We start from the raw sequence: 14,489 nt of genomic DNA, 5'->3' as shown, positions 1-14,489 counted from the left end.
ATAATAATCTTGCGACATTTAGTGTCGTTTTATACTATCATTCATATTTACTATGAAATAATCTCATTGTGGTTTTTGAATTGGCCTTTACAACCTGTATCTAAATAATACTTTCTATTGACGGGATTACTTAATATTATGCCATTGCGTCCCATTGATGCCATTTTTGTCCATCCAAAACAACGCTTATACGTCGTGTATTATCGCGGTGAGTTGTGGCAACTGCCACGCATGAAAATCGATGACAGATCATGGCAAAACAGACGACCCTATACCGATGATAGTAGCTCACTTTATTTGAGCATCCATCAGGCTATCAGCGACCCTATCCTTGCGCAGAAACTGAGAACGCTAGATCTACCTGTAGCGGTACGCGGTAGCACGTTGCCACGTTTCGAAGCATGGTGGGGGGCACATGGGTTTAGATGGTTAAAAGACAGATTGTTAACTGGTGAATCGCCGTTAGCAGCGCATCAAACTACTACGCCTGCTGCCAAGCTATTAAACAATCAATCTAATTCTCTAATAAATCGCCAAACCAATAGTCATACTGATGAAAGTGGTGAAGTTAATGAAGAACAAGTACCTACCCCTTCTGCAGATACGGATATCTTTGCAGACATGTTGGCTGAATTAACCGATGAAGTACTAGAACAAAAGCTTTAAAAACTAGATACCACCCTGTATATAAACTTTGCTATGAATCAACTAATAATAAAAGAGCAGTAATATATGAAAGACTACAAACTACTGCTGGCTGGGCTAATCTTGCTACTGCTCACAATCTTTATCGCGGTCTTCATTTGGTTGTGGACCAGTAATCGAAAAAACACAGACCCATTGCCAATCATGGCAAGTGAAAGTGAAGCAGACCCTAGTATGAAAGGGGATGAATCAAGAGAGATTGCTGCCAGTGTTTTATACATTCGAGCAGAGGAGAAGTTACAGATACCTTTGGACGATATCATTGTGAGCTTTGAATCTCGTTATCCGCACGTGCAAGTGCTAGCGAGCTATGTCCCTTCTAATGACCTTCTCACAGTACCAAGTAGTGGTTCTACCAAAGACAAACTCTCTGACTTTGTCTTTGGTACAGATATGATTATTACCAATGACGATAGCCTATCTACAGAACGGGTATCACTCCTACAGTCAGAATTGCAACAGGCACAAGATAGAAATGGTCAAAGTCAAAAAAGCATTGATAGTACTAGTATAAATGACGCTTCTGATAAAAATAGTAATAATAGTACTACGCATAATAAAGATAAAGAGATACACACTCTAAATCCCTTCAACTATGCTCTAAAAGATGAACAAGCGCTTGAGGGTGTCATCCTGACAGACGATACAACTGCTGTTAGCTTCCGTAATTTTTTACTATCGAGTACAGGTCAAGATATACTAAAAAAATATGATTATGAGAATATCAGTGGTTATAAGAATAGTGTAAATGACTTATTTAAACCAACCTCACAGGCAAAAAATGCATCAGGTGATCATGCTGTAGATGTCACTGACGCGCTTAGCAATGGTGAGTAAGGATAAATTGTCTTTATTTATCTTTTGTTGATTGCTTTTATGACTGCTTTTTTCTACAATGTCACTCCATAATGCGCCTATAGCTCAACAGGATAGAGCAGTTGCCTCCTAAGCGATCGATCCGAGTTCGAGTCTTGGTGGGCGCACCATCAAATAATATTAGAAGTAATAAAAAACCCTATAGCCTATACGCTGTGGGGTTTTTTATTACTTCTAATACACGGTAGTTAACGATTAATAACGGTTGAGCTACAAACCCATAACGGCTTAAGCCATAATGCTTTTGTTATTAATGTATTATTAATAACACTTTCATCAGGTTGGTTTATCTAACTTCAGTACGACCTTCATTACAACAGTCTTTGATACAGTCGCGTTATTTCAATAAAGCCATTTAATTAGGCTTTTGAATAAGTGAGAAGAGGAAGTAGCGGGATAAGTCTAAGCTTCTTATAAATAAAGCTCCGTACACAGTTGGTGCTATTTTTGATAGCCGTGTTGCCGTTGATCAATAAGACCGCATACTTACTGAAGAATTGCTTCACATTACTATTGTAACGTTGGGTTAGTTACTGCCTTATCTTAGCTGAAAAAATCTGTCTCCCCTTTCCGTAGAACGATTTCACGATTATTAAAATTCATCTTTAGGAGGATGCTATGAGTACTCAAATAACAGAAAATTATACATACATTGACGGGCATAAGATTGCATTTCTGGAACAAGGTTCAGGTAGTCCAATAATCCTGCTGCACGGGATTCCAACCAATAGCCTCATGTGGCGAAATATTATTCCACAACTTGCAAAAACACATCGGGTCATCGCCCCCGACCTTCTCAACTATGGGAAATCTGCAAAACCAAAAAACGCAGATGTGTCCATTAATGCACAAAGCAACACGATTGTAAAACTCATGGATGTCCTAGGTGCGCGGCAAGCAGATATTGTTGGACATGATATTGGTGGAGGCGTTGCTCAGTTGATAGCTGTCAATTATCCAGAGAAAGTTCGAAAGCTGATTTTGATAGATAGCATCTGCTTCGATTCATGGCCTATCCCAGATTTTGAGCCGCTACAGGAACCTGGTGCTGAGTCAGAGATGAGTCTAGAGGACTTTTTAAGCATGATGCGAGGCTTCCTACCAAAAGGGGTATATGATAAGAGTGTCATGACTGATGAGCTTATTGAGATGTATCTTGAGCCTTGGTCAACTGAAGATGGCAAGCATGCCTTCTTTCGCAATCTCAGACGGTTGAATAAAGAGTATACTCAGGCCATTACTGACGAACTTAGCAACCTTCCACATCAGACGTTCATTATGTGGGGCGACAAAGACCCTTTCCAAAAACCGGAATATGCACCAAAGCTGGCAGAAGCGATTCCAAACGCAAAGCTTGTCTGGATTAAAGATGTTGCTCATTGGTTGATTGATGAGAAACCTGATGAAATTGGTGAGCATATCAATCAGTTTCTAAGCTAAAACATGAGTGACACAGAGACACATAGCATAGCGCTGCATCGAACAGAAATACTATATTACTATTTGATGCAGCGTTTTTATTGTACCGTTCGCCATTACAGAGAGCTAACTGTAGACGTGTATACGAAATGGAATTTCAACAATTCCACAAAGCATAGCTTGGTGTAAAAAACTATTGAGCCCACAGCTTACTCTGAGTAAGCACACCAGTTAAGATATAATTAGTAATCATTTAAACCCTTGACAACCTCTCACAAGGATTCTTTATTGCCTTTTAACAACTATAATCATTAATTGCTTACTATCTTAATTGCCATATTGCCCAAAATTGATAAAGCCTTTCAAGCTTAATACTTCATAACTTGAAAGGCTTTTTCGATAACATGCTTTTATCTAGGTAAGGCGCTTAATATTGGGGTTAGATTTATTTTTAAAGGCTGAAAAATATTAATATGGAGTCCCATTTGGATATCTGACTCCATACATAGTTTATGCATTGTCCTCTTTAATCATGTCAGCTGCCTTCTCTGCTACCATAATTGTGGGTGCATTTGTATTACCAGCCATAACGAACGGGAAAATAGAGGCATCTACCACACGCAGTTTTTTCACACCTCGAACCTTTAATCGTGGTGTCACCACTGCCAAACCATCACTTCCCATTTTACAGGTGCCATTCTGGTGATGGTAACTTACAACTGACGAACGCACATACTCTGCAATTTGTTCATCTGTTTTAACATCTTCACCTGGATATATTTCTCGACCACGCCATTCTTTTAAGGCTGGTTGGTTTGCGATATTGCGCATTTGTTTAATCGAAGTCACTAATGTATCAACATCATATTGTGTATCAAGTACATTTGGATCGATATTCATCTTATCGTCAGGATTAGAACTGTTTAGTGTAATCCTACCGCGTGAGGTCGGTCTAACTCCTGCAGCTACTAGAGAGAATGCATTTTGAACGGAACTATCTTGACCAGATGCGTAATAAGGAACATGAAAAAAAAGTGGCTGCATATCGGCTCCTGGTCGAGCTGGCTGGGTTTTTGCAAACATATGAGCATGCAATACTTGAATAGACATGTCACTTGGTGGCGGGAGCTCTTTCTTTCCTTCGTATATTACAGGGCTTAAGTTATGATCGTGGAGGTTTTCACCTACACCGGGGCTATCGACAACCACATTAATACCAAGCTTTTCTAACTCTGATTTTGACCCAATGCCTGATAGCATCAAAATACGAGGAGATTCAATAGCACCGCCACATACAATCACTTCTTTTTTAGCTTTGACTGTTTTGATAGTGCCTTCTTGACGATATGTAACACCTGTTGCTACACCCTTTGTTATATTTACTTTATGGACGCGTGAGTTAGTTATTAATGATAAATTAGGACGATTGAGAGCTGGCCGTAAGAAAGCGACTGCTGTGGAGTGTCTCTTCCCATCTTTCGTATTTAAATCAGTATAACTGACCCCTTCTTGTGTCTCCCCATTGCTGTCATCATTAAAAGAGATACCAGACTCTATAGCAGCATCAACTATCGCTTTCGTTACTGGATGAGGAGTAAAATCTGCAGTAACATGAAGTAGCCCGTCACCGCCATGATAGACACTTGGACCACGTGAGTAATTTTCTGACTTTTTGAAATATGGTAGTACATCGTTATAAGACCACCCATCACAACCTAATTCATTTGCCCAATGGTCATAATCAGACGCATTACCTCTTACATAAATCATAGCATTTAACGACGACGACCCACCCACCGTTTTACCACGCGGCCAATTTAAGATACGATAGTGTGCATTTTTTTGCGGTATTGTTTTATAGTCCCAATCATATTCGGTACCCCATAGCTCAATTAAACGCATAGGTGTTGATATCATTTCACTGTTATCGGGACCTCCTGCTTCAATAATAAGTACCTGACTACCGTCTTCAGTTAAACGATTCGCAAGTACACACCCTGCCGAACCTGCGCCAATAATCACATAATCGAATTCTTTACTATGGCTATCTATAGGATTAATACTTGCACCTATAGCACCCTTAGACAACATAAGTACACCTGAGACAACTGCGGTATATCCTAAAAAATTGCGACGTGAAATACCTTTTGATTTATTTTTAGTAGACATTAAAACTCCTTTTTATTGTCAGCTATATTCCTTTATTTTAGATGAGCCTATTTCAATTAAAATCACTAACCATCTTCAGATAACTGATCTTTCCTACTAATAACCATGTAATCTGGGGCTTTTAGCATATCTAAAGATAAGTAATCACTACCTGTTCTACTTCGGCCATATTTTTTGCATTTACTAGCGGTCACTAGATACTTATTATGTAATAAATATCTATTAAGATTTAAAAACTTGCATCGTCTGTATAGAGGTAAACTCTTTGAGACCAGCTTCTCCAAACTCAATACCAAACCCAGAGTCTTTAACACCACCGAATGGTGCATCGGGTTGAACCATGGCATGATTATTGATCCACACAGTTCCACAGTCTAAACGTGAGCCGATACTCTGTGCTTTTTCGATGTCTGTTGACCAGACTGAACCACCAAGTCCAACAGATAAGCGGTTGGCACTGGCAATCGCCTCTTCGATATCGCTAAACTTAATAATCGGTAGAATCGGTCCAAACTGTTCTTCATCAACCAATCTTGCGCCATCATTGATGTTGTTCACCAACGTTATGGGATAAAAATAGCCGGTCTCGTCTACTACTTCACCGCCACATAAGAAGTTTGCATCGCGCTCTTTGGCATCTTGAGCAAGGGCTTTGACAATATTCAATTGTGCCTCATTTTGTAGAGGCCCAAAGTCGGTGTCTTCATCAAGCCCATTACCTGTCTTCATACTTTTGGCAATCGTGGTCAAGGCTGCACACAACTCATCATGCACGGATTCATGCACATATAGTCGTTTTAGGGCGGCACACGTTTGGCCATTATTGATAAAAGAGGTTGCAAAAATCTTACCCGCGATGGCTTCAATATCAGCATCCGCCAGTACAATACCAGCGTCATTGCCACCTAACTCAAGCGTCAAACGTTTTAAAGTCACGGCAGCGCTTTTCATAATGGCTTTGCCCGTTGGGGTTGAGCCTGTAAATACAATCTTTTGAATATCCACATGTGCAGACATCGCCGCACCAATATCACCTTTGCCAGTTACCACATTCAATACGCCTGCTGGCAAAATATCTTTAGCAATCTCACCAAAGCATAGTACGGTCAATGGGGTCATCTCAGACGGTTTCATGACGACGGTATTACCAGTGAGCAAAGCAGGAATGATGTGCCAAATGCCGATAAGTAAGGGATAATTCCATGGGGTAATCGAGCCCACAACGCCCAGTGGCTTACGATGTAACTCTATCTTAGCCAAGTCATTGTCTTGGATAGTTTCTGGTTCTAACGCCATGCTAGCAGTCGCACGTATCCAAGCCAATGCACCACCCAACTCAAAGCCTGCACCCAAATCGGCAAAACCTTTTGTGGGTTTACCCTGCTCTTTGGTCAGCATCGTCATAAGCATATCAGCACGAGCTTCAACCGCATCAGCAAGCTGCATTAAGTAGTCACGGCGTTCTGCATAGGTGAGTACTGACCAACTAGGGAACGCTGCTTTGGCTGCTGCGACTGCTTTATCTAATTGAGCCACACTGGCCTTTGGACAGCAGGCAATAACAGATTTATCAGCAGGATTGATGACATCAAAATAATCGGTAGTAGCAACACTTTTACCGTCGATAATTAAATTAAATTCTCTCATTATTTTAACTCTTATTCTCGTAAATATTATTTATAGGATTGACTGAAAACACTTAAACTAGGCTATAGAGTCAAATTATTTACTTGGGGTATCTGTGCTTATAAGTAATTAGCATTAGTGCAGCAATGATATTGCTGCACTAATGGACTACTGTTCCAAAATATTTATTTGCTCTCATCTTTACTTTGATTAAGATTTAACGAAGGAGTTTCATCAAAGAAGTTCCACGGTTTAAGCAAAATATTCACCCATTCTGTCGGCATAATAGGCCATTCTTCAGCCCGAGCTATATGAGTAGTACCCGTGGTTAGCCAAACCACCAAATCTTTATTATGAATGTTTTCGTCATCTGCAACGAAGGATCCTAGCCCCGTATCTTTATCAGAACGATTAGGATAAGTACCCTCTGGATATAACTCATTCGTATTATATTTTGTCACCCAAATTTGTTTATCCATAAAATTGAGACGCTTAAATAACCATTCATCATCTGCAAAATTAGCACCTTTCGCAATGGGATGAGTGGCGCCTGCAAATGGAATCATTTGATAAGAAACTGGATTGCCCATACGGTTTTCTTTACTGGCATTACTGATTAAACGCACAGTAGTAGGGTCAAAATTTTCTTTCGCTTTAGTTTCTGTTAATACTGTCGTCTCACGAGTCTCCATTGCACTGGTACGCGGGCCACTGCGCACATTGGGTACGACTACTGGCTCTATACGTTTGATGTTGTTGGTCTCGCCATCAACATCCATATCCAAGCGGAAATTATAGATATGCTGATGCGTGGTGCCAACGATGTTGTGGTCTATCAGTGTGCCATAACGTGTGTCTTCTTTAGCACTTGGGTCATGCATGGTTTTGGTAATAACACCTTTGACCGCTTCGATACCAGTAGCGCCAGCATTGATACCAATGGTACCGTTTGGCTGAAGTACCCAGTCAAAAATATAGTCATAGTTGCCGATGGTGCTGATCCAGCGTACAACTAGCTCACGACGCTCAGTACTGACATTTTTTTGTCCCATTTCTTGGTGTTTAAACTCAGGGCCTGCATAACGTTCAAACACGGCAATAGCATTCGGAATGGTATAAGGATTACCTTCGTAATCTGCAAGCACCGCATCAAGGAGCACCGCATTTTCTGGTGCATCAACATTTCTTTCTAGTGGGGAAGTTAAGGTGCCCATACCATATTCGCCAGAATCTAGATAAGATTTAAAATACCAACCCATATCAGGGTCACCATAAGGGACTACCATGCCACCTAAATTGCCTTGATACATGATTTTACGGTCTACACCTTTGTCTTTAAAAGTAACGGTACTGAGCTGTAAACCTGTACGACTGTCTAGACCGATATGGAACTTCCAATTGTTCCACTCAACGTTTCGACCAGTGATGGTATAGTTTTTTCCTTCTGGTTCAATAATGTTCAATGGTTTATTGGTCACAACCTTTTTATCGCGACCATCAATTGGGCGCGGGGTCATCGGTACAGGAATAACACCACCTTCTTCGATTTTAATAATCTTGCTCTTATCTAAATCGACCACGGCTACTAAATTTTCGATCGGATGTGCCCAATAGTTACCATCGCCGACATCTAGGTAAGAGACAATTTTTAGAATCCTCTGTTGCTTGTCTAACAGACCATCTTCTCCCCCAAAATACCCAACGGTCAACGGTGTGCCCACCACTTTGGTCACATCGTCTACCCCATGTTTTTTCAGTGCGGCTTTATACTCTGGGCTAGTTTGAATGATGTCTTGTATGGCCATAAAGTCATCGACCAGTACCATGCCAAAAGTGTTCTCTAAAACTTTCCAGCTTGTCAGCGTGTTTTTGCTTAAATCGACTTCCCCTTCAATGACCGTATTGCCTTTTAAGATGGTAAACGTTGCCACGCGGTCGCTTGTATAAGGTTTTCTATCAATCACGTTACGCCACACGGCATCTTTGTCGGGTTGCTTTAGACGAATATCAGCAAACCGTGAGTTTTTTTGTTCAGGTTTGGCTTTACGAATAATGGCTGTGACTTCGTTAATCTCGTCACTACTCAATACATTCAAGGGATGCGGGCTTTGCTCTATTTTGAATGTTTGATCCAAATTGGATTGGAGTATTTCATTGGCCAAGGTGTCAGGCACCAAAGCTTGTCCATCTTTCATGACCAGTGGGTTAGTGATCTTTAAAGGCTTTCCATTCACCATGGCAGTTGCGCTATTGGGTTTGATTTGTACACGTGTAGAGTTTTTGGTGACGGTATACATATCAGCGTAGCTGTCGTAGCTGACCTCTGCCCCTGCTGTGGTCATAGCTGCCTCAATCGGCACCATATGTACCTCTCCGCCATGTGCCAGTGCCTGTCCACTATAAATAAAAGCCAAGCTGGCGACCAATGCTGTTAGAGTAGATGACAATGAGGTATGCTGGCGAGGGTTTTTACTGATTGTAGCGTTGACTTTCTGTTGGTGGCTTGAGAGTGAGCGAAAATGTCTCATGGATAACTTCCTTGTTATTGTGGATGGATATAGGCTTTATTTTTTGTAATAGCCGCTAAATATTGATAGCTAATATTATATTTAACGTTTCTGTCATCAGTATTATTAACCGATGATTGTAGGTTTTCTACTCGTTGACAGACGGCTGTTAATAACCCTCTTCATAATGCTGAACACAATCGTTATAAACAAAACTTTAGTTCATTAGAATTTTCAAATAATACTGTAACAGTATTTACATAGTTAAACAATAGTTCACTATAAAGTTGTAGTATATCAGTGATTTGGGGGATTTTATTGTCCATAATAGCAACGCTAATATATTTGATAATGCCAAACTAAATTAGAATTTCCATACCCATAAAATACTGATAGATACTCAGATATGCCCACATATAACAATAGGTGATCATATCTGAGAATGGGGCGCTAAATATCACCTGTATTTGGGTCAACAATGACTTCTAACAGATAACAGCCCGATGCATTGACCGCTTTATGAATTGCTTCGGGTAGGTTTTCGTGCTCTTTAATACGAGCACCTTCACAACCCATACTATTGGCCACTTGCACAAAGTCAATATTGGGCAAGTCAAGCCCTGGTACAGACTGACTCTTCATAATTTTACCGAATGAATGCATGGCACCATATCCAAAATTGTTTAGCACAATAAATGTCACAGGCAAATTCAACTGCGCGGCCGTCCAAACAGCCTGAATAGAATACATAGAAGATCCATCACCAATTAAGCACACAACCCGTTTATTAGTGGATAACGCGACTCCTACTGATGCCGGTAACGCATAGCCAAGACCACCACTAGACATCGTAAAAAAGCCCTGCGCTTGTGTAATGGGCAAAAAACGTTGAATGACAGACCGGTGAGAAGGCGCTTCTTCGACGATAATAGAGTCAGATGGTCGTGCATGCGACAGCAGATCAATGGCATACTCCACTGGAATAGGGGTCGCTCCAGTTACCTTGGGTGCAGCAGGACGCAGCGGCGTGACAAATTTGTCACTCTGAGAGTCAGATAGAGGAAGGATTTTATCCAACATGGCACTAATACTGTGGTTGATTGAACCAAATAAAGTGGTGGTTGCAGAGGCAAATGCCGCATATTTTGGATCATCGGTAATTTGATATATTTTGACTGCTGAATCAAATATCGTCACATCTCCTGCAATGTGTAACGTAAACACAGGGGCGCCAATCACCAGAACTACATCATACCCAGACAGTTTTTTTGACAGCTGCTCAGGAAGCGCAGGCAAAAACCCTGCAAACTGAGTGTGGTCTTCTGGAAAACTAGCTCGACTCGAATACGGTGCTGCCCAAACGTGTGCCTGTAGCCGCTCAGCCAGTTTAACAGCAGTATTAAATGCATCCTGCCTATCGACATCTGCACCAACAACTATGGCTAAATTTTGACTATTTTTGAGTACTTCTAACAGCTGATCAATGGCTGCGGGCGTTGGTATCGTACCCTCAATCACTTTTGAGTAGTGAGGCATACAGGTCGTTTTATCCCAATCATCAGAAGGTATCGATACAAAGGTTGGACCACGTGGATGCTGCATCGCAATATGATACGCTTGAGCGATTGCCAATGGCACATCCTCAGGACGCGCAGGCTCGATGCTCCATTTAACATACGGTTTTGGAAAGTCGGCAGCGTGATCTGCACCAAGATAAGGTGCAAAAGGTAAGATGCTACGAGATTGCTGGCCTGCCGTTATGACCAACGGTGTGTGATTTCGATATGCTGTGAATATGTTTCCTAAGGCATGGCCAACCCCTACTGCTGAGTGCAGATTGACAAAAGCGGCATTGCCAGATGCTTGAGCATAGCCGTCGGCCATCGCCACAACAGATGACTCTTGTAAGGCCAATATATATTCAAAATCTTCAGGAAAGTTATTCAAAAAATTAAGCTCAGTAGAGCCGGGGTTACCAAACACTGTCGTCATATTAAGTTCACGCATCAAACGAAACGTCACTTGTTGTACAGTATCTGTATGCTGTATAGAAGACATAAAGGACATCCTTGTCACTAATTGCTTATTGCTAAGCGTTGATTGTCAAAATTGTTAATACTAAGGTCTGTGTAATATTGGACTGCTTTACAGTCCCTACTATCGGAGCAAGTGACCTAGCTATTAAGACTGACAAGCGGCACTGGCTTTTATAGTTTTTTGATAAGCTGTTTGAGCGTCCAAACCCAGCTTGGCAAGATCTGTTAAATATTTTTGTGTGCCCGCTTCTAAAGGATTTTTCCATTCAGGGTTTTCTAGTGGATTGGGAATATCTATGATTGAATCACCCTTAGCTTTGGCTTCAGCCATATACCTTGCATCATCTTCATCGAACACCTTGCCCGCTATTTTAGCCATCGCTGCACCCGAATTATTATCGATGACTTTTTTAAGATCGTCTGGCAAGCTTTCATATTTATCTTTATTCATGGTCACAACAATCGGCGAGCTATAAAAAGGGATATTGGTATGAGTGTTGGTTATCTCTGTCAACTTAAAGGAACCCATAGCATCCCAAGGCAAGCTTATACCGTCCAATACACCGCGCTGCAAAGAGGTATAAAGATCAGTCACTGGCAACCCCACTGGCGTACCACCTGCTGCGTCAATGATATTGCCCGTTATTGCTGAAGGACCTCGAATACGCATCCCGGTTAAGTCATCTGGTGTGCGAATCGGCTTGTCAACCGTGTGAAAACCACCAGGGCCGGTACCCATCATGAACAACACATGAGTGTCTTCATACTCACTTGCAATCACACCATCGTCATATAGATTATGGAGCATACAGTTTAGTTGTGTTGCCGAGTTTGACAGCCCTGGTAACTCAGTAATTTGAGTCAACGGAAAGCGGCCATTGGTATAGCCTTGGAGCGTAGAACCCATATCAACCACACCATTGGCAACTGCATCATAGGTTGCGTTTGGTTTACTGAGTGTTGCAGAAGGAAATATCTCAATTTTAATTTTCCCTTTAGATTCTGCCTCTACTTTTTTTGCCCAGTATTCAAATATTTCTGTGTTTGTGGTCGAGGTGGCTGGCCAAAAATGTGAGAAGCGCAGAGTGGTGACTTCTTGAGCACTTTGAGTGATGCTGTCATCTGATTGTGAACAAGCCGTCATACCCACTAGAGCCGCCAACACTAAGCTGATTGAAAAGGTTTTACTCATCATGAATTCCTTTTTTTGATGGTAGACAATTATTGTGATAGATAAATAGGCATAGCTTCCAATCTATGCCGCTCTCATATGCCTGAATGATTGGTAATAAGAACCTTAATGCCTACATTCTTAAGTTCAAAATCACTTATTGATAGTCAATTATTAAAAATCACTAAACAGGATATGGACGCTGTTCAGTTTGTACCGATACCCATTGATAAGTCGTGAACTCATCGAAGGTAATGTGACGACCGAAGCGGCCCACCCCTGATGCTTTTTCACCACCAAAGGCAACGCGCGGCTCATCATTGACACTTTGATCATTAATATGAACCATGCCTGTGCGCCATCCTGCCGCAAACCTTTGTGCTCGGGAGATATCTGCAGAATGCACAGCACCGCTCAATCCAGCATCGGTATCGTTTGCTAAGCGTAAAGCATCAGCATCGCCTTTGTGTGAAATCAAGGTCACTACAGGGCCAAACATTTCTGTACGTGCAGAATAAACGTCATTACTGCCCTTTAGGACATATGGATAAACGAGCGCACCGTCACGCTTACCTTCAAGAAGTATCTCAGCACCTTCTTGCACGGCTTTTTGTACGGCCTGCTCTACCCGCACAGCTTCGCGCTCATCAATCAAAGGCCCCACCAACACATCAGGTCTTGATGGGTCACCAACGTTCAGTCCTTTTGTATATTCGACAAACTTTTCGGCAAACGCATCAAAGATAGACTCATGAACAATGATACGGTTCACTGACATACAAATCTGACCACTGTGTAAGAAACGACCAAAGACTGCAGAACGTGCTGCATAATCAATATCGGCATCGTCAAGCACTACAAAGGCATTATTACCACCAAGCTCTAAAATAGAACGCTTAATTTCGCGGCCCGTCATCTCTCCTATGCGCTGACCAACCTCAGTAGATCCAGTGAACGAAATCACACGAGGAATCGGATGTGTATATAGCGCATCGCCAATCTCAGAGGTTTTTGGCACAACCACTGTCAACACACCTGGGGGCAAACCTGCCTCTTCGAAGATTTTGGCCAGCAAGATACCGCCAGTAATGGGTGTGGTAGAGGCAGGCTTTAATAATACGGTGTTGCCACTTGCCAAGGCCGTGACTACTGATCGCATGGCTAAAAACATTGGAAAATTAAAGGGGCCAATAACCGTTACCACACCTACTGGTTTACGAATAATGTGATTTAACTTATTGGGAATGGCTGAGCGTGCAACCGTAGTTTCTAATAAAAACGGGTACTCGGCGGCCACTTTAATAACCCCAATACAGGCATCAATCTCAATATTGGCCTTCATCACGGTAGAACCAGACTCACGCACCAGCAAGTCAACCAACTCGTCTCGACGGTTACTCATTACTTTTGCCGCTTGCTCAACAATCTGGCTTACAGCATAAGGGTTGGTATGACACCAGTCCTGTTGTGCTTGCTCTAGTGCCTCATAAGACTTGTTAATATCATCTAGGCTGGCAGCTTTAAACGTGGCGATATCTTCACCAGTGAACGGATTACTTGTTACGATTTCATGACTCGATGTACCATCACGCCATTCGCCTGCTATGTAATTATGATGTAAATTTGTGTAGTTAGACATATCAATTCCTTGTTAAAAACTATTTATCTAAGGGGTACTACTATTTTCTTACGAAGATTCTTTTACATGATGTTGCGTATATCAATACGCGACATCATGAATAATACGGTGCACTTCAACGATGAGACTTGTAATAGAGCGTGTTATTAACTGTCTGACAAACACTACCCGAGCAGCACAAGCGAGATGGCAGGGAACATCACCAAGATAACCAAGCGAATCACATCAGAGACAATGAATGGTGCCACCCCTCGGAACATATCGCTCAGCTTAATGTGCGGTGCCATCGCCTTAATCACAAAGATATTCATCCCCATCGGCGGCGTAATCAAACCAAGCTC

General features: G+C 41.8%; 10 protein-coding genes and 1 tRNA gene. 4 read left to right on the top strand and 7 right to left on the bottom strand.

Going from position 1 to position 14,489, the window contains the following annotated elements; all coding sequences use genetic code 11:
* Positions 1-138: 138 nt before the first annotated feature.
* The 4 genes from ACHEVO_RS00055 to ACHEVO_RS00040 all read left to right on the top strand — a co-directional run bounded on the left by ACHEVO_RS00055 (position 139) and on the right by ACHEVO_RS00040 (position 3,021).
* Positions 139-666: a hypothetical protein gene (locus ACHEVO_RS00055; protein WP_394123437.1), complete on the top strand. Its 528-nt coding sequence runs from the start codon at positions 139-141 to the stop codon at positions 664-666.
* Positions 667-732: 66 nt separating this feature from the next.
* The gene (locus tag ACHEVO_RS00050; RefSeq protein ID WP_394123436.1) at positions 733-1,542 is read left to right on the top strand and encodes a hypothetical protein; all 810 of its coding nucleotides are present in this window, start codon (positions 733-735) and stop codon (positions 1,540-1,542) included.
* A 73-nt stretch (positions 1,543-1,615) separates the two neighbouring features.
* Positions 1,616-1,691 (top strand) — tRNA-Arg (locus ACHEVO_RS00045).
* 508 nt (positions 1,692-2,199) lie between these two features.
* Entirely contained in the window at positions 2,200-3,021 is an 822-nt protein-coding gene (locus ACHEVO_RS00040; protein WP_298810055.1) for an alpha/beta fold hydrolase, read from the top strand.
* Positions 3,022-3,510: 489 nt separating this feature from the next.
* Here ACHEVO_RS00040 and ACHEVO_RS00035 read toward each other — a convergent pair whose 3' ends face one another.
* From ACHEVO_RS00035 to ACHEVO_RS00005, 7 genes are all read right to left on the bottom strand, one after another.
* Positions 3,511-5,169: a GMC family oxidoreductase gene (locus ACHEVO_RS00035; RefSeq protein ID WP_394123435.1), complete on the bottom strand. Its 1,659-nt coding sequence runs from the start codon at positions 5,167-5,169 to the stop codon at positions 3,511-3,513.
* A gap of 222 nt (positions 5,170-5,391) precedes the next feature.
* Positions 5,392-6,816, bottom strand: a complete 1,425-nt coding sequence (locus tag ACHEVO_RS00030; protein ID WP_394123434.1) for an aldehyde dehydrogenase family protein — start codon at positions 6,814-6,816, stop codon at positions 5,392-5,394.
* A 164-nt stretch (positions 6,817-6,980) separates the two neighbouring features.
* Positions 6,981-9,323: a primary-amine oxidase gene (tynA, locus tag ACHEVO_RS00025; RefSeq protein ID WP_394123433.1), complete on the bottom strand. Its 2,343-nt coding sequence runs from the start codon at positions 9,321-9,323 to the stop codon at positions 6,981-6,983.
* Positions 9,324-9,752: 429 nt separating this feature from the next.
* Entirely contained in the window at positions 9,753-11,360 is a 1,608-nt protein-coding gene (gene mdlC, locus ACHEVO_RS00020; RefSeq protein ID WP_394123432.1) for a benzoylformate decarboxylase, read from the bottom strand.
* Positions 11,361-11,483: 123 nt separating this feature from the next.
* On the bottom strand, positions 11,484-12,530 hold the full coding sequence (locus tag ACHEVO_RS00015) for a TRAP transporter substrate-binding protein (RefSeq protein ID WP_394123898.1): 1,047 nt from the start codon (positions 12,528-12,530) through the stop codon (positions 11,484-11,486).
* A 163-nt stretch (positions 12,531-12,693) separates the two neighbouring features.
* Entirely contained in the window at positions 12,694-14,148 is a 1,455-nt protein-coding gene (locus ACHEVO_RS00010; RefSeq protein ID WP_394123431.1) for an aldehyde dehydrogenase family protein, read from the bottom strand.
* 164 nt (positions 14,149-14,312) lie between these two features.
* On the bottom strand, positions 14,313-14,480 hold the full coding sequence (locus ACHEVO_RS00005) for a TRAP transporter large permease subunit (RefSeq protein WP_394123897.1): 168 nt from the start codon (positions 14,478-14,480) through the stop codon (positions 14,313-14,315).
* Positions 14,481-14,489 lie beyond the last annotated feature (9 nt).

It is taken from the genome of Psychrobacter nivimaris, from assembly GCF_043419765.1.
GTDB lineage: Bacteria > Pseudomonadota > Gammaproteobacteria > Pseudomonadales > Moraxellaceae > Psychrobacter.
Note: the sequence above shows the minus strand (reverse complement) of the source record. Positions and strands in the feature narration are given on the sequence as shown.

What these genes read in the sequence shown, in the direction of transcription:
- ACHEVO_RS00055 (WP_394123437.1), top strand. Translation starts at nt 139, where the DNA reads ATGCCATTGCGTCCCATTGATGCCATTTTTGTCCATCCAAAACAACGC.
- ACHEVO_RS00050 (WP_394123436.1), top strand. Translation starts at nt 733, where the DNA reads ATGAAAGACTACAAACTACTGCTGGCTGGGCTAATCTTGCTACTGCTC.
- ACHEVO_RS00040 (WP_298810055.1), top strand. Translation starts at nt 2,200, where the DNA reads ATGAGTACTCAAATAACAGAAAATTATACATACATTGACGGGCATAAG.
- ACHEVO_RS00035 (WP_394123435.1), bottom strand. Translation starts at nt 5,169, where the DNA reads ATGTCTACTAAAAATAAATCAAAAGGTATTTCACGTCGCAATTTTTTA.
- ACHEVO_RS00030 (WP_394123434.1), bottom strand. Translation starts at nt 6,816, where the DNA reads ATGAGAGAATTTAATTTAATTATCGACGGTAAAAGTGTTGCTACTACC.
- tynA (WP_394123433.1), bottom strand. Translation starts at nt 9,323, where the DNA reads ATGAGACATTTTCGCTCACTCTCAAGCCACCAACAGAAAGTCAACGCT.
- mdlC (WP_394123432.1), bottom strand. Translation starts at nt 11,360, where the DNA reads ATGTCTTCTATACAGCATACAGATACTGTACAACAAGTGACGTTTCGT.
- ACHEVO_RS00015 (WP_394123898.1), bottom strand. Translation starts at nt 12,530, where the DNA reads ATGAGTAAAACCTTTTCAATCAGCTTAGTGTTGGCGGCTCTAGTGGGT.
- ACHEVO_RS00010 (WP_394123431.1), bottom strand. Translation starts at nt 14,148, where the DNA reads ATGTCTAACTACACAAATTTACATCATAATTACATAGCAGGCGAATGG.